Source organism: Sphingobacterium populi, assembly GCF_001586775.1.
Classification (GTDB): domain Bacteria; phylum Bacteroidota; class Bacteroidia; order Sphingobacteriales; family Sphingobacteriaceae; genus Sphingobacterium; species Sphingobacterium populi.
The window spans coordinates 128,342-145,414 of record NZ_LQXS01000006.1 but is presented as its reverse complement, the minus strand read 5'-3'; the positions used below and the strand labels follow the sequence as shown (position 1 = coordinate 145,414).

17 protein-coding genes are annotated in these 17,073 nt (G+C 43.1%); 12 read left to right on the top strand and 5 right to left on the bottom strand.

What is annotated here, in order from left to right; genetic code table 11:
• Positions 1 to 4 precede the first annotated feature (4 nt).
• Together A0125_RS14095 and A0125_RS14090 are read right to left on the bottom strand one after the other, a co-directional pair.
• Positions 5 to 2,365, bottom strand: coding sequence for a TonB-dependent receptor (locus tag A0125_RS14095; protein ID WP_066757726.1), 2,361 nt, complete (start codon positions 2,363 to 2,365; stop codon positions 5 to 7).
• A 165-nt stretch (positions 2,366 to 2,530) separates the two neighbouring features.
• Complete coding sequence (locus tag A0125_RS14090) at positions 2,531 to 2,890, bottom strand: hypothetical protein (RefSeq protein ID WP_156472560.1); 360 nt, start codon at positions 2,888 to 2,890, stop codon at positions 2,531 to 2,533.
• 166 nt (positions 2,891 to 3,056) lie between these two features.
• Here A0125_RS14090 and A0125_RS14085 point away from each other — a divergent pair, with 166 nt between their 5' ends.
• Positions 3,057 to 3,593 carry a 3'-5' exonuclease gene (locus A0125_RS14085; protein WP_066757657.1) on the top strand — a complete coding sequence of 179 codons (537 nt, stop codon included), beginning with the start codon at positions 3,057 to 3,059 and terminating at the stop codon, positions 3,591 to 3,593.
• 61 nt (positions 3,594 to 3,654) lie between these two features.
• Positions 3,655 to 4,485, top strand: a complete 831-nt coding sequence (locus A0125_RS14080; RefSeq protein WP_066757655.1) for a UDP-2,3-diacylglucosamine diphosphatase — start codon at positions 3,655 to 3,657, stop codon at positions 4,483 to 4,485.
• Here A0125_RS14080 and A0125_RS14075 read toward each other — a convergent pair.
• On the bottom strand, positions 4,480 to 5,001 hold the full coding sequence (locus A0125_RS14075) for an NADPH-dependent FMN reductase (protein WP_066757653.1): 522 nt from the start codon (positions 4,999 to 5,001) through the stop codon (positions 4,480 to 4,482). The genes A0125_RS14080 and A0125_RS14075 overlap by 6 nt on opposite strands.
• 221 nt (positions 5,002 to 5,222) lie before the next feature.
• Here A0125_RS14075 and A0125_RS14070 point away from each other — a divergent pair, with 221 nt between their 5' ends.
• Genes A0125_RS14070 through lepB form a run of 5 tightly spaced genes read left to right on the top strand, consistent with a single transcriptional unit; the run spans position 5,223 to position 9,949 of the window.
• Complete coding sequence (locus A0125_RS14070; protein ID WP_066757650.1) at positions 5,223 to 6,023, top strand: ParA family protein; 801 nt, start codon at positions 5,223 to 5,225, stop codon at positions 6,021 to 6,023.
• 7 nt (positions 6,024 to 6,030) lie between these two features.
• The gene (locus A0125_RS14065) at positions 6,031 to 6,972 is read left to right on the top strand and encodes a ParB/RepB/Spo0J family partition protein (protein WP_066757647.1); all 942 of its coding nucleotides are present in this window, start codon (positions 6,031 to 6,033) and stop codon (positions 6,970 to 6,972) included.
• Positions 6,935 to 7,726 (top strand): DUF5683 domain-containing protein, encoded by a 792-nt coding sequence (locus A0125_RS14060; RefSeq protein ID WP_066757644.1) that lies wholly within the window; start codon positions 6,935 to 6,937, stop codon positions 7,724 to 7,726. Before A0125_RS14065 ends, A0125_RS14060 begins: the two co-directional genes overlap by 38 nt.
• Positions 7,727 to 7,751: 25 nt before the next feature.
• Positions 7,752 to 8,495, top strand: coding sequence for a 4-hydroxy-tetrahydrodipicolinate reductase (gene dapB / locus A0125_RS14055; RefSeq protein ID WP_066757641.1), 744 nt, complete (start codon positions 7,752 to 7,754; stop codon positions 8,493 to 8,495).
• A 5-nt stretch (positions 8,496 to 8,500) separates the two neighbouring features.
• Positions 8,501 to 9,949, top strand: a complete 1,449-nt coding sequence (lepB, locus tag A0125_RS14050) for a signal peptidase I (protein WP_066757638.1) — start codon at positions 8,501 to 8,503, stop codon at positions 9,947 to 9,949.
• Between the two features lie 106 nt (positions 9,950 to 10,055).
• On the opposite strand, the gene A0125_RS14045 is transcribed toward lepB, so the two are convergent.
• Positions 10,056 to 10,775 carry a pyridoxine 5'-phosphate synthase gene (locus tag A0125_RS14045; RefSeq protein WP_066757635.1) on the bottom strand — a complete coding sequence of 240 codons (720 nt, stop codon included), beginning with the start codon at positions 10,773 to 10,775 and terminating at the stop codon, positions 10,056 to 10,058.
• Positions 10,776 to 10,896: 121 nt separating this feature from the next.
• Here A0125_RS14045 and cdaA point away from each other — a divergent pair, with 121 nt between their 5' ends.
• Complete coding sequence (cdaA, locus tag A0125_RS14040) at positions 10,897 to 11,682, top strand: diadenylate cyclase CdaA (protein WP_082785045.1); 786 nt, start codon at positions 10,897 to 10,899, stop codon at positions 11,680 to 11,682.
• Positions 11,683 to 11,768: 86 nt separating this feature from the next.
• Here the strand turns inward: cdaA and A0125_RS14035 are convergent, their stop codons facing one another.
• Positions 11,769 to 12,611 carry a DUF2911 domain-containing protein gene (locus tag A0125_RS14035; protein WP_066757629.1) on the bottom strand — a complete coding sequence of 281 codons (843 nt, stop codon included), beginning with the start codon at positions 12,609 to 12,611 and terminating at the stop codon, positions 11,769 to 11,771.
• Positions 12,612 to 12,732: 121 nt separating this feature from the next.
• Here A0125_RS14035 and miaB point away from each other — a divergent pair, with 121 nt between their 5' ends.
• From miaB to A0125_RS14015, 4 genes are read left to right on the top strand one after another with little or no spacing between them, the layout of a single operon-like run.
• Positions 12,733 to 14,166, top strand: a complete 1,434-nt coding sequence (gene miaB / locus A0125_RS14030) for a tRNA (N6-isopentenyl adenosine(37)-C2)-methylthiotransferase MiaB (RefSeq protein ID WP_066757626.1) — start codon at positions 12,733 to 12,735, stop codon at positions 14,164 to 14,166.
• A 27-nt stretch (positions 14,167 to 14,193) separates the two neighbouring features.
• Complete coding sequence (locus A0125_RS14025; protein ID WP_066757622.1) at positions 14,194 to 15,477, top strand: sigma-54 interaction domain-containing protein; 1,284 nt, start codon at positions 14,194 to 14,196, stop codon at positions 15,475 to 15,477.
• Positions 15,478 to 15,483: 6 nt separating this feature from the next.
• Entirely contained in the window at positions 15,484 to 16,011 is a 528-nt protein-coding gene (gene lptE, locus A0125_RS14020) for an LPS assembly lipoprotein LptE (RefSeq protein ID WP_066757619.1), read from the top strand.
• Positions 16,012 to 16,024: 13 nt separating this feature from the next.
• On the top strand, positions 16,025 to 17,068 hold the full coding sequence (locus A0125_RS14015) for a hypothetical protein (protein ID WP_066757617.1): 1,044 nt from the start codon (positions 16,025 to 16,027) through the stop codon (positions 17,066 to 17,068).
• Positions 17,069 to 17,073: the final 5 nt, after the last annotated feature.

Here is a 17,073-nt window from a genome sequence, read left to right as displayed (position 1 = left end):
TTTATTAATGAGTGAAATTGCCAATCTTAACACCGACAAAATAGGTGCGTGGACGAGCAGGCCCGTAAATATAATCCGAATCGCGGCGTGGGCCTTGATCAAAATCATTCTGATAGCTGTTCAAAATGTTTTGTACGCCCGCGCTCAACTCCAGTGAAAAGCTCGATTTCACATGAATCATGCGCGACAAACGTACGTTCATCTCCAGAAATTCTCTGGATTGTACTAAGTCCATGAATCCGGATTCGCGAACTACATGTGGCACGATCATCGATCCGGTATATACGCCCGTAATGTCGACGCCAAAATCTTCTGTCACGCGCCAGTTAGTGTTCAAATAGCCATAGCTATTTGGTGTGCGCACGAGGTTACGCGTGAATACTGCTGGGTCACCATCCACTATATCCTCGCCTTCAAATAATTCTTGCTCTTCGCGGTAACGATTCGTTTGGATCGTGCCACCGAATTGAAAAGTCAATCGGTCCGATGGTGCAAGCCCCACTTCTATATTGCTACCCGCTACATATAGCCCTTCGCCATTTACCATTTGCTCCAAGCGTATATTCTCACCAATTACGCCTTGCGATACGTAGGTAAATGGATTCCTAATATCCGTGTAAAATCCTTCCACTAAAATATTGGCCTGAGTAGAGCCAATTGCCTTTGTGAAATTAAGAGATGCAGTGTATGAATTCGAAAATTCGGTTTTCAAATCCTCGCCTAGTAAGATAAATTGCTGGTCGCCGCCCACCGATGATACGTGCATATCTTCATCAAAAGCTTGTGGCGCTCGAAATCCACGAGCATAGCCGCCACGAAGTTGAAATACCTCATCAATGTCATATAAAATGGTCACTCTCGGGCTAAATGCTGATACAGAAGCATCGGAAGCTCGTGAGATATCTGCCAGATAGTAAGTTCCCGATACATTGACATGATCAAATCGTCCGCCAAGCAAGGCTTTGAACCGATCTGTAGGTTTCCATTCGTATTGTGCATAGATGCCTGTGCTATTCACGTTTTGTGCTATGGCTCTGTTATACCCCGCAATCTCATCATCCACATTACTATGATTGTATTCTATACCGGTGGTAAGTACATCTTCATTTTTAAGCGTATGCGCCATTTGTCCACCGCCTACAAAAGCAAAATCCTTTGTGGTTCCATATGCATTGGCTGCCATCAAACTATCGGCTGCGGTGCGCTCGCCCCCCAATCCACCGTAATAGCTATCTCGAACGGTGCGCTGAGCAGAGCCATAAACGCTGAATTTGGTGCGTTGATCTTTAGTGTATTGATCAAAAGTCAATCCGCCCATGATCGTATTATGATTCAGTTGTTCGGTTATGTCAGTAAAATGCGGTGCGAGATTTAGTCGATCGCCACCACGACGAAATTCTTTGATCGCACTGAAATCCATCGTTAATTTATTCAGTTCCGAAAATTTATAGAAAGCTTTGGTTCCGAATGCGGTGCTTTCCAGTTTAGTGATTTCAGAAAATCCGTCGCCGTCAGCATCGTATGCCTCTCGACTTCTTTTGGCGCCATAAAAAGTAGCGCCATGCGAAAGATCTTCGCTAACGACCGAGGTGTTGAAGCTGAAGTTGTTGTCGAGACTTTTGCCACCAATAAGACTGGTATTGTTGTTAATCTCCCAGGAATTGATAACAGGATCTTTAGTAATCACATTGATGGTGCCGGCAATGGCATTAGAGCCATACAAGGCCGAACCACCTCCGCGAACCACCTCGATGCGCTCAATCATACTTGTTGGAATCTGATCCAAACCGTATACGCCATTGAGCGCGCTGAATATCGGACGGCTATTCATCAAGATTTGAGAATAGCTACCATCAAGGCCATTCATCCGCACCTGCGTGAAGCCACAGTTCTGGCAGTTCACTTCCAGGCGTACGCCTGGTTGGTAGTTTAGCGTCTCAGACATTGCCACACTTTGCGTAGCATTCATCAGCTTAGATCCAATAACGTTGACGATCACTGGCGATTGCTTTCTGTTTACATCGTAGCGAGTGGCACTGACCACCACTTCGTTGAGGTTGAGTCGATCTGCCTCGAGCACGATCTGTAGCGGCGGTGTGTTATTCGCAAGTACCGACACCGATTGACGAAAAGGAACATAGCCAATAGCGTCAACCAATATCCGATGGTTTCCGAGCGGCACATTGGTTAAGGTGAAGTGGCCGTTTTCATCAGTGGTGGTCGCCAATGTTGTGCCTTCAATGCGTACCGTTGCGGTAGTTGCGCTTGTTTTTGCAGTAATGATTCCAGTAAGGGTAGTCGCAGTTTGTGCAGTTATATTGAGGGATAATAAAGTCAATAAGAAAGTGTAGAAAATTTTTTCCATCTCTATTTTTTTAGCTTTTAATAACAAGTTGTATGCGTAAAAGAAAGCTGCTGTGAAGTGTGTCACAGGGGCTTTTCATGGCGAAATATGGCAGGGATAACGAGCACAATTACTGTTGTCGTGCTGAACTATCGCTTAGTTTTCGCAATTCTGTAAAAAGGTAGATTAGGAAAAATATGGTGGCCCACGTAGGCTTGGCGCATCGTGGTATTGATGGCACTCGATCTGCTCATTGCGTATCGGAGCTTGATAACAGCTGTAAGCCGTTGCGCTCAATCCGATCACGCCAGCGAATGGTTCCATCTGTACGATTCCTTGATGAGCGAGAAAATCATAAAAGATCATCTCATCGTCATCGTGATCGTGAGAAGCCACGTCACCAAGTTCGTCGAGAGCAAAAGGATGCACGTGCATCACCAAGTGACCATGCGACACGTGGCTATGCATAAATAGCGCATTACTCGTCAAAATGGCACATAAGAGTACCAATTGTACATAGGCGAGAAACGAGCGATTTATCTTCATGAGCATCATGTAGCACCACAGGTGCTATTTCGGCGCTAAGATAAGAATTAATATAGTAAGACGGATTTTAATCCTGCTCAAAATCGGAGCGAAGACATTCGCGTTGTATGCCGCACCGTATGTGTTTCGTAGAAAAAGGCCTATCTTTGCAGCACAATAATAGTATATGTTAAGTTTTACAGCAATCGATTTTGAATTGGCCACTGCAGATTATAATAGCATTTGTGCTGTAGGCGTGGTTCGGGTCGATGATGGCATAATCACCCAAGAGTACTTCAGCTTGGTAAAGCCTCCCAATAACAAATATATGTGGCAGACCACTCGTGTACATGGCATCAAACCGAAAGACACGGCCGAGTCGCCGACATTCGACGAGCTGTACAGCGAACTGGCACCGTTACTCGCGGGGCGTGATATGGTAGCGCACAACGAAAAATTTGATCGGTCTGTCTTGAAGCAGACTATGAAATACTATGGCTTGCGATATGAAGATTTGAATATTAGCGATCAGTGGCTTTGTACAAATATCCTCTATCAACAATTAGGATTTGCTCGAACTAAACTAAACGTATGTTGCAAGATTATGGACATACCATTAAAGCATCATGATCCCTTGTCCGATGCGCGAGCTACCGCCATGCTGTACTTGCAGCGTGATGAGGCGCCCGAAAAATGGCAGCGTAGCTTGACCGATTCTTTATAAAATCTTAACTCTCTGAGAATGATGGCTTAATAGTGCGGTTGTTTCTTTGTAAAAACACCACATGAGAAGAGCCGTAGATATTGCCGTCATATCCGACATTCATTTAGGTACGCATGGTTGTAGAGCAGATGAGCTGCTCCAGTACCTACACTCTATCAAACCGAATTATTTGGTCCTAAATGGAGATATTATCGATATCTGGCAGTTTAAGAAAAGTTATTTTCCCGAATCACATTTCCGCGTGCTCAAATGTTTGTTAGATATGGCCTACTCGGGTTGTCAGGTCGTATACATTACAGGTAATCATGATGAAATGTTGCGCAAATTTGGGCCGATGCATTTTGGAAAAATCCAGTTTGCCAACAAATTACTGCTCGATGTAAATGGGTATAAAACGTGGATATTTCACGGCGATGTATTCGATGCTTCGATTCAACATTCCAAATGGATTGCTAAGCTTGGAGGCTGGGGGTACGATCGTCTCATTCAGCTCAATACGCTCATCAACGCCGTGCTAGTGCGTATGGGTCGTGAGAAATATTCGCTCTCCAAGCGCATCAAAAACTCCGTCAAAAAAGCGGTAAAGTTTATCTCCGATTTTGAAAAGACAGCTTCTGAGTTAGCCATTGAAAATCACTATGACTACGTCATTTGTGGACATATCCACCACCCGACCATTCAAGAGGTAAAAACCAAAAAAGGTTCTTGCGTGTACATGAATTCTGGTGACTGGATCGAAAATCTATCAGCATTGGAATACAAGAACAACGCTTGGAGCATCTTCTTGTACGAAGAGAATAGCCATCTCCTTAATCAGCAAGTGTTTGACGAGTATAAGTTTAAGCATTCTATCGAAGATTTGCTGACCAGCATTATCAAAGGAGATTTATAAACGTTCGATATCGGCCAATTGCTCTTGAACATACTTTTCCGTTAACGGATCTATAAAACCGCCCTGCTCATTCAGCTCATTCTGGATGTGTGCAATGTGGATCTTTAAAGGCATCACGTGCATACGCATGTAATGACACACGCCTGTAAAGTGATCGACACCACGTACATTGCCGTATTTTCCGGTGGATATGCCGACTAGTGCCGCTTTTTTGTGGTGAAATGAAGCTGGATAAGCGCAAGCATCCATAAATACTTTAAGAATGCCCGGATAGCTGCCATTATATTCTGGAATCATAAATATGAATCGCTTCGCAGAAGATATGGCCTCTTGAATAGCGGCAAAAGTAGTACTGCGGCGACCGTATAGATCAGATACAATCATATCGTCAGGCAGGCTGTCTAAGGAAAGAATGTCCCAAAGTTGGCCCTTTTTACGTAATTCATCCTGATAGTATTGCGCTACACGCGCCGAATTATTTTTGGGGCGATTTGTTCCTACGATGATTAAATCCATGTGTATGACTTGGTGTTTTTTGCCGGTAAATGCGCTAATCAAATGTCGGACTACAGCTAATTTTTTGCTAACTTAGCGTCCTGAGATGTGAAGCTTTCTGAGCTCACAAAAGTAGCAAATTTAACATGTTTTAAGTAGGATCAAAATCAGGAGAATGTTATCTTGCTAGCATGTGGCTGTAGAATTGTTAGATTCATACTCAGTTATAGGTAATCATCAATATGGGAAAAATTATTGCCATTGCAAATCAAAAAGGTGGTGTTGGGAAGACAACAACCGCAATCAATCTTGCTGCTAGTCTGGCAGTATTAGAATATAAAACCTTACTCATCGACGCCGATCCGCAGGCAAACTCTACATCAGGAATAGGTTTTGATCCACGGGAGATCAAGGCCAGTGTGTACGAGTGTTTGGTAAATGATATAGCTCCGCGAGATGCGATCAGGCAAACCGAAACACCGCACTTGGATCTCCTGCCGGCACATATCGATTTGGTAGGAGCGGAAATTGAGATGATCAATCTCAATGAGCGCGAGTACCGCATGAAGCACGTACTCGATCAGATCAAGGATGATTACGATTTCATTATTATCGATTGTTCACCTTCATTAGGATTGATTACCATTAATGCATTGACCGCGTCAGATTCGGTGATCATACCAGTGCAATGTGAATATTTTGCCTTGGAAGGATTAGGTAAGTTGCTCAACACGATCAAAATCGTGCAAAATAGATTAAACACCGCGCTAGAAATAGAAGGTATTTTGCTAACCATGTACGACGTGCGACTTCGCCTGTCCAATCAGGTGGTAGAAGAAGTGCGTACGCACTTTACCGATCTGGTATTTGATACGATCATTCAGCGAAATACACGTTTGAGTGAGGCGCCAAGTTATGGGATATCGGTCATCATGCACGACGCATCGTGTAAAGGAGCGATAAATTACCTGAATCTGGCCCGTGAAATTTTACAAAAAAACGGCCTTTTGTCTGTAGAAAATAAAGAGTCAGCGATAGTTTAGAAAAGATATGGCAGCACAACAGCGAAAAATAGGATTGGGGAAGGGTCTAGGTGCTTTGCTTCAAGATGAAGATATTAATAGAGGGCAATCCGCTCCAAAAGTGAACGCTGAGCGAGTGGATAAACAATCGGATGAAAAGCCCGTTGGCGGAATTAACTTTATCGAAGTAGGTCAAATAACGATTAATCCGTTTCAGCCACGTACTGAATTTGATGAAGTAGCTCTGCAAGAGCTTTCCGAATCGATCAAATTACAAGGCCTTATTCAACCCATCACCGTTCGGCAGATGAGTAAAGACGCTTACCAATTGATTAGTGGAGAGCGTAGGCTACGTGCTTCGAAGTTGGCGGGCATCACAGCGATACCAGCCTACGTACGTACCGCAAACGATCAGCAGATGCTAGAAATGGCATTGATCGAAAATATTCAGCGTGAAAACCTGAATGCAATGGAAGTCGCCCTAAGCTTTCAACGGATGATTGAGGAATGTGATCTAAAACAAGAAGAGCTTGGAGAACGTGTTTCTAAAAACAGAAGTACAGTTACCAACTATCTGCGATTACTAAAATTACCTCCGGTCATACAGGCTGCGATTCGGGATGGTCAATTATCCATGGGGCATGCGCGTGCGCTCATTAATATTGCCGACGAGGAAAAACAACTTTTCGTTTTTCAGCAAATTGTGGAGCAAGGTTTGTCCGTTCGCAAAGCTGAAGAACTAGTCCGTGCTATCCAGCAGGGCCAGCCAGAGGGCGAAGGCAAACAAAATGCAGAAGGCGCTAAAAAAACCTTAAATTTTCAATACCAAAAGATACAAGATGATTTGGCTTCACGCTTCGCGACAAGTGTAAAGCTTAATATGAAAAACAGTAAAGGAAAAGGAGCGATTGAAATCCCATTTGACTCAGAAGATGATCTTGGCCGTATTTTGGAGTTGCTTGATTGGTAAATATATGCGCTATCTTGGCCTCTTATTGTTTACTGTGCTGTGCTGGGGAAGCGTGCAGGCACAAGATCGCGACAGTATTATCCGCACGGCCGATAGTATGGCCAATAGCATCTTGGCAGACTCTGTAAGAGCTAATGTTGAGAAAAAAGAATCACGTGCAGAAAGGCGCGCGCGTACTAGGGAAGAAAAGGAACGCGATAAATACTATTTTAAGGGCGTTTTGAAAGATTCGGCTCGGTTAGAAATCGAACGGGTGTCTCGTGTTGCATGGCGCCGTTCTGCGATTTTGCCAGGCTGGGGGCAGTATACCAACGGAGGTTTGTGGTGGGTCAAAGTGCCAGTTATCTATGGTGGCTTAGTAGCTGGATATCTCACCTTTGATTACTGGAATTTTTTTTATAGAGAATATCAAACAGAGTTGCAATTTCGTTTCAACAATAATAAAGAGCCTTCCGATGGCCCACTGGGAAATGTTCCAGCCGGCTCAGAGCAGGCACTTATAAGGCAGCGTGATAATATGAGGCGTAATCGCGATATTGTCGTATTAGCTACCCTAGGTTGGTATGGATTGAATGTGGTAGAAGCCTATGTGAATTCTATGTTGAGCAATCGCTGGAATATCAGCGACGATTTGTCTTTCAGGGTGACGCCTACAATGATTCCGAATTATTCTGGTAACTTATCTGGTAATTCGCGTATGGGTGCCACCGCATTGTTCACTCCAGGTTTAAAATTAACAGTGAATTTGAATTAAAATTTTAACCAATTATACTATAAAAATGAAAATTGGATTATTAGGGTACGGTAAAATGGGGCAACTCATCGAACGGTATGCAATCAAAAGAGGGCACGAAATCGTGTGGACTATCGATGCTAACAATCGAGATCAAATCAATGCCAAAGATTTGGTCGACGCAGATGTGGCTATTGACTTTAGTACTCCCGATGCCGCTTTAGACAATATTCATCTGTGTTTTGATATTAACTTACCCATCGTTGTAGGAACTACTGGTTGGTACGATCGGCTTGAAGAGATAAAAGCCATCTGTAATCAAACGAATCAAGCCATGCTTTATGGTTCTAACTTCAGCATAGGAGTAAATGTGTTTTTTCACGTTAACCGGCTTTTGGCAAGAGCAATTAGCCCCTACAAACAATATGATGCGCAAGTGGAAGAGATACATCATATCCATAAGCTCGATGCGCCAAGCGGTACCGCGATCACGATTGCAGAAGGAATCTTGGATGCATATGTCGAGAAAGATAAATGGGTGAATCGCGTAGAGGGATCCGGAGAAGAAGTAATTCCAGCGAAAGACGAATTGCTAATCGAAAGTTTGCGGCTCGAAGAAGTACCCGGCACGCACACCGTGCTGTATAGCTCAGAAGTAGATCAGATCGAGTTTAAGCATACAGCACACAGCCGCGATGGGTTTGCACTAGGCGCCGTTGTGGCAGCAGAATGGCTGGTAGGTAGAAAAGGATTCTATCAAGTCACCGAAATGTTTGACTTTAATAAGTAATATACATGATCTATTATATTTTATTTGGCCTATTTCAAATTGTCTCTTGGTACGGCCTCTTTTTACTGTTTAGAAAAGCAGGCAAGCAGGGATGGGAAGCCTTTGTACCATTTTACAGAGAGGTCATATTTGCCGATCTTGTTGCTCGACCACGATGGTGGGTGCTCTGGTTATTAGTGCCGATCGTCAATGTATTTGTGTTTTTCGGATTGTATTTCGATTTATTAAAGAGCTTTGGCAAACGTCGTTTCTGGGAAACAGCCGCTGCGGTATTAGTGCCCTTTATTGTATTGCCAATGTGGGGCAACGATGCTACTGTAAAATACCTCGGGCCATCCAACACCGAAGAATTTAAGAAAAAATATCCCTACAAGAAGTCTGCTGTTAGAGAGTGGACAGATGCCATTATTTTTGCCACGGTGGCCGCCTCTTTAATTCGGAGCTTTCTGATTGAGCCTTATGTCATACCGACGGGCTCCATGGAGCGCAGCTTATTGATTGGAGATTTTTTATTTGTTAGCAAATTAAATTACGGTGCACGTATCCCGATGACGCCATTGGCATTTCCATTTGCGCATCATACCATGCCCATTACCGGAGGAAAAGCCTATTCGGAGTGGATCAAGTTACCCTACAAACGACTTCCTGGATTTCAAGAAATTAAAAGGAATGATGTCGTTGTATTTAACTATCCTATGGACGCAGATGCACCTTTCGAAAGACCTGTCGATAAACGCGAAAATTATATCAAACGCTGTGTAGGTATGCCAGGCGATGTACTAACGATGAAAGGCGCGCAGCTCTTCGTAAATGGCGAGGTGGGTTACGAAAGCGAAAATTTACAACCAAGTTTTATCGTCGTTACCGAGCAGCCTTATGGCTTGGACCTGAATCGATTAGTCGACAAACGGTATGAATTAAGTACTTATCTCAACGACCCCTCGCGTGGTGTCTATGTACTGCACATAACCCGTGAAGAAGCCGAGGAAGTTCGCCAGTGGAGCAATGTGAAAGAAGTCATCGAACAAGTATATGGCCCAGATGATAACTCTGAAATGGCTCAAGCATTTCCTTTCTATAAAGATGGTACAGTCTGGAACTACGATAACTTCGGCCCATTCACTATTCCTAAAAAAGGATGGACTGTGAAGCTCGATAACAAAACATTGCCATTGTACCGCCGAGCGATCACCGTATACGAAGGAAATACATTGGAAGAGCGTGCCGACGGACTTTATCTCAATGGAAAATTAGCAGATAGCTATACCTTTAATATGGATTATTACTGGATGATGGGCGATAATCGCCACAACTCCTTAGATTCGCGTGGATGGGGGTTCGTTCCAGAAGATCATATCGTCGGAAAAGCTGTACTCACCTTCATGAGTTACGACGAAGATGGAAGTTTTCTATCTAAAATTCGTTGGAATAGAATTTTTAGAGGTATTAATTAACCTATTTTGCTGGTGATGCTCGCATCACCAAAGTCCTACAAAACGCAAAGGCGTGAAGACTAAATCTTCACGCCTTTGCGTTTTGTAGAAAAAGGAACAACCGTTTTTATGCTTTGAGCGCCGCCAGATACCTTTTAATGGTTTCTTCAAGTCCGAGAAATAAAGCGTCAGCGATGAGTGCATGTCCGATACTAACTTCTAATAAACCTGGAATGCGCTCATTAAAGAACGCGAGATTATGCAAGTCAAGGTCATGACCGGCATTCAGTCCCAAACCTACTTCACGCGCTTTTACTGCCGCCTTAAAGTAAGGTTCAATCGCTTTTTCTTTATCGTAGCCATATTCTGAGGCATATGCTTCTGTATAGAGCTCAACACGATCGGCACCTGTTTCTGCTGCGGCTTCCACCATTTCTTCAACAGGATCTACAAAAAGAGATACGCGAATACCTTCTTGCTTAAATTGGCTAACCATATCGCGCAAGTATGTTTTGTTTTTTATCGTGTCCCAGCCGTGGTTAGAAGTGATTTGTGCATTTGCATCTGGTACAAGCGTCACCTGCGCTGGTTTGTTGGCCAACACTAGCTGCACAAATTTATCTTCTTGGCAGTTACCTTCTATATTAAATTCGGTCTGTATTTCTTTTTTTAAATCATACACGTCCTGATAACGTATATGGCGTTCATCAGGCCTCGGGTGCACAGTAATTCCTTGTGCGCCGTAGCGTTCGCAGGCAATAGCGGTAGTGAGTACATTAGGAATATTGCCGCCACGTGCATTGCGCAATGTCGCTATCTTGTTAATATTTACTGATAATCTTGTCATGAACGAAAAACTTGTTGTCTCACAAAGATAGTTAATAAAAAATGGCTGGTAGTAGTCTAAATCTGTTGTGAAGTAGTACAGGTTGCAGAATATTCGTTAAATTGCAGAGTATATGCAAAGGATGGATTTTAACCTACTTAGTGGTTTCCGATGGTTCGATTTTATCGACATTTTGCTGGTGGCCATTATCATTTACTATGTTTATAGTTTGATAAAAGGAACCATAGCGGTCAATATCCTGATCGGTGTTGGCCTGTTTTATGGTATTTACCTGGTAGTAAAGCAATTGGAAATGCGACTGCTTACCGAGATTTTTGGTGGTTTTATATCCGTCGGCTCCATCGCGCTAATTGTGGTATTCCAGCAGGAAATTCGACGCTTTCTACTTCATATAGGTAAAAATATCTCCATGCGGCGCAAGAAGGTTATCTGGTCTTTCTTTGGTGCAAGGCGTGCGGTGGAGGGCGATCGCACAGAATTGATTAAACCGATTGTTGATGCATGCCGTAGTTTGTCTAAGTCACAAACCGGAGCTTTGATGGTATTCTCCCGCCATTTTGATGAAGAGTACTATCAGTCCAGCGGCGAATACATTGATGCTCCTATTTCCAAACGCCTGTTAGAATCTATCTTTTTTAAGAATTCCCCACTACACGATGGCGCTGTCGTGATTGTTGACTTTAGGATCATGACGGCGAGTTCAGTACTACCTTTATCTGATAGTGAAGATTTGCCTCCACAATTTGGTCTTCGCCATCGCGCAGCTATTGGCGTTACAGAAGTTTCAGAGGCCGTATCTGTTATCGTATCCGAAGAAACTGGGGAAATTTCTTTTGCCAAAGACGGCAACGTGAATATGAACCTTTCGGCAGAAGAGTTGGAAGCTATTCTCAAAGAAGAATTATAAGATCGTAGTAGTATGTAATACAGAAGCCGCCTATAAAAACGGCCTAACGACCAAATTTTATAGACGGCTTTAATATTGTTAGAGAATTACTTCGCTGCCTTAAGCGCGTCAGTATTCAACCTAATGTATTCTGAATTATTCGCCTGAGTAGCCATATCAATTCCTTCCTGAGCCGCTTTGGCAGCACCAGCTTTGTCGCCCGCTTTCGTTAGTATTTGTGCTTTCCAATATTTAATGTGTGGCGCTTTCGTATTTCCTTTATCAGCTTGTTCAATCCACTCAACAGCTTTTTGAATATCTAGGTTGTTTTGGAAATAATATTGTGCCGCTTGAAAGTAAGGCTTCTTCTCTCCCTGCATCGCCGCTTCCAAAGATGCCATGATCTCTTTGGTCTGATCGACCGATACGGTGAACGGAACAGCGATATTTTCCCAGCTCAACACTACATCCAAGCTATTTTTGGTCACATTGATGAAGTTGATGCTGAATGTCTCTACTTTCTCGTTTAGCTTGTTTGGTTTTGTGGTAAAGCGAAGGATATCATCTTCCTGTTTGTAGGTATACGCTCCCCATTGCTCCGCCGTTTTGTTAAGAATGATCGTCCATTCATCTTTAGTAGGTATAGTGAACAAACCGTACGTTCCGGCAGGAACAGTTTTGCCATCAATCGTTACTTCGCTATCGAAGGTAATCGCAGTCGCATTGTTTGCACCAGTACGCCATACTTCGCCATACGGTACCAATCCGCCAAAAATAGTACGACCATTGCTATTTGGCCGTTGATAAACGAGCGATATTTTGCTAATTCCGAGTCCTTGCGAAACTTCCTGTGTGCTACTTGCTGGCGGCAATTTTGCTTGAGCTTGCGCGATCGAAGCCCCAGACACCATTGCTAACATGGCGATACATGCTGATAATATTTTTTTCATAACTACTTTTTTTATGCTAAAATAAAAAACATTAAACCGATATGCAACATGCTCTTGTGGATGACATCTTGTCACGCATTGTAAGATTTAATTCTTAACTTTGTTTCTTTGAGAAATAGACATGTTAGACTTATTACATACAACCAAAACACACGATGAAACTCGCCAGGGCGAAGCCCTAGATATGCTGCCTACTGGCGCTAGCAATGGGCGAAAACTGTATATCGAGAGTTACGGTTGTCAGATGAATTTTTCGGACAGTGAGATTGTTGCATCCATCTTGATTGATCATGGTTTTGAGACCACCAAAGATTTCAAAGATGCGGATGTCGTGTTTATAAATACGTGCTCTATACGCGAAAATGCCGAACAACGCGTTCGGAATAGACTGAAAGAATTCGAGTCAGCAAAGGCTCGTAATCCAGGCATGATTGTGGGTGTACTTGGTTGTATGGCTGAGCGGCTCAAAGCCAAGTTTTTGGAAGAAGAAAAGTTGGTAGATGTCGTCGTTGGGCCAGATGCGTACCGCGATCTTCCTAATCTCATCGAGAAAGTAGATGATGGCGCTAAGGCGGTTAACGTTTTGCTGTCGCGCGAAGAAACCTACGCTGACATTAATCCCGTTCGATTGAATTCAAATGGCGTAGCTGCATTCATATCCATTATGCGAGGATGTGACAATATGTGTTCATTTTGCGTAGTGCCATTTACACGCGGGAGAGAGCGCAGCCGTGATCCACAATCTATCGTACAAGAAGCTAAAAATCTTTTTGAAGCAGGATATAGAGAGGTCACCCTATTAGGGCAAAATGTAGATTCGTATAAGCACGCTCAAAAGACTGAGGATGGAACAACGACCGACGAAACAGTTAATTTTGCTATGCTACTAGCGATGGTCGCCGATGTAAACCCGCTATTGCGTGTTCGTTTTTCAACTTCTCATCCAAAAGATATTACCGACGAAGTGTTGCATACTATTGCTCGGTACGATAATATTTGTAACTACATTCATTTGCCAGTACAGTCAGGCAATTCTAGGATATTGGATATTATGAATCGCACGTATGACCGAGAATGGTATATTGATCGTGTAGATGCTATCCGTCGTATTATTCCTGGGTGTGCTATATCTACCGATGTTATAACAGGATTCTGTACCGAAACTGAAGCTGAACATCAGGACACGATTTCTATGATGGAGTACGTAAAATATGATTTCGCGTATATGTTCGCCTATTCAGAAAGGCCTGGTACATTGGCCGCCAAACGTTTTGAAGACGATATCGCGGAGGAGGTCAAGAAACGCCGACTAACAGAAATTGTGGCGTTGCAACGTACACATGGACACGAGCGTTTACAAGAATTTGTAGGTAAGGTACATCGCGTACTTATCGAAGGATTGTCCAAACGCTCTGATCAACAATATTGTGGGCGCAACGATCAGAATGCGATGCTGGTTTTCCCGATAGATGCTCGTTTCAAAGCAGGCGATTATGTCGATGTTTTAGTCGAAAGCTGTACTTCAGCAACATTAATTGGAAAAATTGTCCATTAAAAAAGCGTTAAAAGCTCAATAGTAAACATGGTCGATCATCAGGATTTAAAAAGTAGATTTGGGATCATTGGCAATTCGCCTTTGCTGAATCGTGCACTCGACATTGCCCGTCAGGTCGCACCGACGGATATATCGGTACTTATACAAGGCGAGAGTGGTTCTGGTAAAGAAGTGTTTTCGCATATTATTCATCAGCTCAGCTCGCGCAAGCATGGACCTTTTATCGCAGTCAACTGTGGTGCTATCCCAGAGGGTACGATTGATTCCGAACTATTCGGACATGAGAAAGGCTCTTTCACAGGAGCTACCGAAGCACGCAAAGGTTACTTTGAAGTGGTAGATGGTGGCACCATTTTTCTTGATGAAGTTGGTGAGCTGCCTTTGGGTACGCAGGCGCGCCTGTTACGCGTTCTGGAATCTGGCGAATACATTCGCGTAGGCTCTTCCAAAGTGCAGAAAACAAATGTGCGTGTAGTCGCTGCCACCAATGTAGATATGTATACTGCCGTGCAAAAAAGCAAATTTCGAGAGGATTTGTATTATCGGCTAAATACCGTTCCGCTGAAGATCCCTGCTTTGCGTGAGCGGCCCGAAGATATCTATTTGTTATTTCGGAAATTTGTGGTTGATTTTGTGGACAAATACCGTACTCCAAGCATTCAACTGCTACCCGATGCACAAGATTTATTAGTAAGCTATAATTGGCCAGGCAATGTTCGGCAGCTAAAAAATATTGCCGAGCAGGTAGCCGTTTTGGAAAAGGAGCGCAATATTAATGCGGCCATTCTCAGTAACTATATTCCGACAGACGCCAAGCAATCTAATTTGCCAGTTTTTGTGAACGAGCAAAATAAAGACGATTTCTCTGAAAGAGATTTGCTATATAAAGTGCTATTTGACATGAAGAGGGATATGGTCGATCTCAAAAAACTCGTCGTCGAACTGATTCAAAATGGGATAAACCCGCGTACATACGAAGAAAATTCACCCGTGATTAATCAGCTATATAAAGATATTGATACGAATAGTAGCAATGTTGCAGCGCGGATGAGCGACGAATACGGCTTGCCTTCGCCAGCCACATTGACGATCCACAACCCCAACAGACCAAAGACCGCTAACGGTGAATATCGCTACAATGCGCAAGATGTAGAAGAGGTGGAAGAGTCTTTGTCGCTAGTGGATAAAGAGTCAGATCTTATCAAGCGAGCACTAAAGAAGCATAAAGGCAAACGCAAAGCAGCGGCACAGGAGTTGGGCATTTCAGAGCGTACGTTGTATCGAAAGATTAAGGATTTGAACTTAGACTAACTTTTTATGAGAAACTATCAATCGATTCTCACTGTCATATCTATTTCGCTGCTATTAATATGGACCACACAGAGCTGTGGAGTAAAATATAGTTTGAGTGGAGGAAGTATACCCGAGAACATGAATACCTATACGGTCGAGTTTTTTGAAAATATAGCACCTATGGTTATTACCTCCCTCAGTCAAGATTTCACCGAAGGATTAAAAGAGCGGATCAGGACACAATCTCGGCTAAATCAAGTTGATCAAAACGGGGATGCTATATTCGAAGGAGTAATTACTAATTATGCGATAACATCGGCAGGTGTAGAAGCTAACTCAAACCTAGCCGCACTAAATAGATTGTCGATTACCGTTAAGGTGAAGTACACCAATCGTAAAGACGAATCCGGAGAAAGTGACTTTGAAGAATCCTTCACACAATTTAGAGAATTCAGAGGGGTGGTAAATACAAATAGTGAGTTAGAACTAACTAGGGAGATTATCTTAATGCTCACTGAAGATATTTATAATCGTACATTCAATAACTGGTAACTAAAGACCTGTCATGAATCACGCATCTACACCAAATATCAAACAATTGTTTGCCACGGCACTACGAGAGCCAGATGCAGTGTCGGAGGCCGACTTTCAGGTATTGTTATCTGAATATCCATTTGCACAAGCACTTGTATTTGCATACCAATGCCGAAAAGACGCCAAATCGTCAACAACGCAAACTACTGTTGACAATACCGTACAAAAAGCGCTCATACACACCGATAATCGCTACTGGCTGTACGATTTGATAGAACAGCGTGCAGAAATAGCAAATCAAGAAATTGTTGAGGAGGGCGAAATCCTAGCCAGCCCCGCCGAACAAGAAGCTGATATTAACGACTCTCAAAAAGACGAGCAGATCATCGAACAGGCAGACGATGAGTTGGCTGATCTGATTTTGGAGCAAGTGCAATCATCGGACTACTTTGCCTTGGAAAGTGCGGCAGAAGAGTCGACAGCCAAGACCACTACAGCATTGACCTCTCTTGATGCAAGGAAGGAAGAAGCTAATAGTGAAGAGGATCTTAGTGTATACGATGATGCGTTGATGCCATATAGTTTTAGATGGTGGTTGTACAAAACACGGCAAAAGCATGCTGATACCTATCAACCTTTTGTAAATAGTCATACCCTCACAACACGTGCAGATGGGCAGTTTGTGCCATCCAAGTTTGATGAGACAATATTGGATCATCAAATCAGAGAGAATATCTTCCATCTTCAAAATCCCGAAGACAAATTGAGCGCTGCTATTCGGCAAAAAACCGTAGAAGTGTCCATGCCGAAAAAAACAGATGCAGTCATTGAGCGCTTCATTCGCGAAGAACCTCAGATACAACCGCCCACACCAGATGTCGTGAACAATGAGAATAAAGCAAGAAAAAGCGCGGAGGATCACTTTTCGCTCGTCACCGAGACCCTTGCCAATATTTACATCGAACAAGGCCTTTATCCCAAAGCTGCCGATGTTTTTAGGAAATTAATTTCGATTAATCCAGAAAAAAAAGCGTACTTTGCGAGCCGAATTGAAGAATTAGAGCAAAAATTTTAATATTT

Coding starts and splice junctions, on each gene's coding strand:
- A0125_RS14065 (WP_066757647.1), top strand. CDS start 6,031: ATGGCAGCACAACAGCGAAAAATAGGATTGGGGAAGGGTCTAGGTGCT.
- A0125_RS14060 (WP_066757644.1), top strand. CDS start 6,935: ATGATCTTGGCCGTATTTTGGAGTTGCTTGATTGGTAAATATATGCGC.
- A0125_RS14080 (WP_066757655.1), top strand. CDS start 3,655: ATGAGAAGAGCCGTAGATATTGCCGTCATATCCGACATTCATTTAGGT.
- A0125_RS14070 (WP_066757650.1), top strand. CDS start 5,223: ATGGGAAAAATTATTGCCATTGCAAATCAAAAAGGTGGTGTTGGGAAG.
- A0125_RS14025 (WP_066757622.1), top strand. CDS start 14,194: ATGGTCGATCATCAGGATTTAAAAAGTAGATTTGGGATCATTGGCAAT.
- A0125_RS14075 (WP_066757653.1), bottom strand. CDS start 5,001: ATGGATTTAATCATCGTAGGAACAAATCGCCCCAAAAATAATTCGGCG.
- A0125_RS14035 (WP_066757629.1), bottom strand. CDS start 12,611: ATGAAAAAAATATTATCAGCATGTATCGCCATGTTAGCAATGGTGTCT.
- miaB (WP_066757626.1), top strand. CDS start 12,733: ATGTTAGACTTATTACATACAACCAAAACACACGATGAAACTCGCCAG.
- cdaA (WP_082785045.1), top strand. CDS start 10,897: ATGGATTTTAACCTACTTAGTGGTTTCCGATGGTTCGATTTTATCGAC.
- lptE (WP_066757619.1), top strand. CDS start 15,484: ATGAGAAACTATCAATCGATTCTCACTGTCATATCTATTTCGCTGCTA.
- A0125_RS14090 (WP_156472560.1), bottom strand. CDS start 2,890: ATGAAGATAAATCGCTCGTTTCTCGCCTATGTACAATTGGTACTCTTA.
- A0125_RS14015 (WP_066757617.1), top strand. CDS start 16,025: ATGAATCACGCATCTACACCAAATATCAAACAATTGTTTGCCACGGCA.
- A0125_RS14045 (WP_066757635.1), bottom strand. CDS start 10,775: ATGACAAGATTATCAGTAAATATTAACAAGATAGCGACATTGCGCAAT.
- A0125_RS14095 (WP_066757726.1), bottom strand. CDS start 2,365: ATGGAAAAAATTTTCTACACTTTCTTATTGACTTTATTATCCCTCAAT.
- dapB (WP_066757641.1), top strand. CDS start 7,752: ATGAAAATTGGATTATTAGGGTACGGTAAAATGGGGCAACTCATCGAA.
- lepB (WP_066757638.1), top strand. CDS start 8,501: ATGATCTATTATATTTTATTTGGCCTATTTCAAATTGTCTCTTGGTAC.
- A0125_RS14085 (WP_066757657.1), top strand. CDS start 3,057: ATGTTAAGTTTTACAGCAATCGATTTTGAATTGGCCACTGCAGATTAT.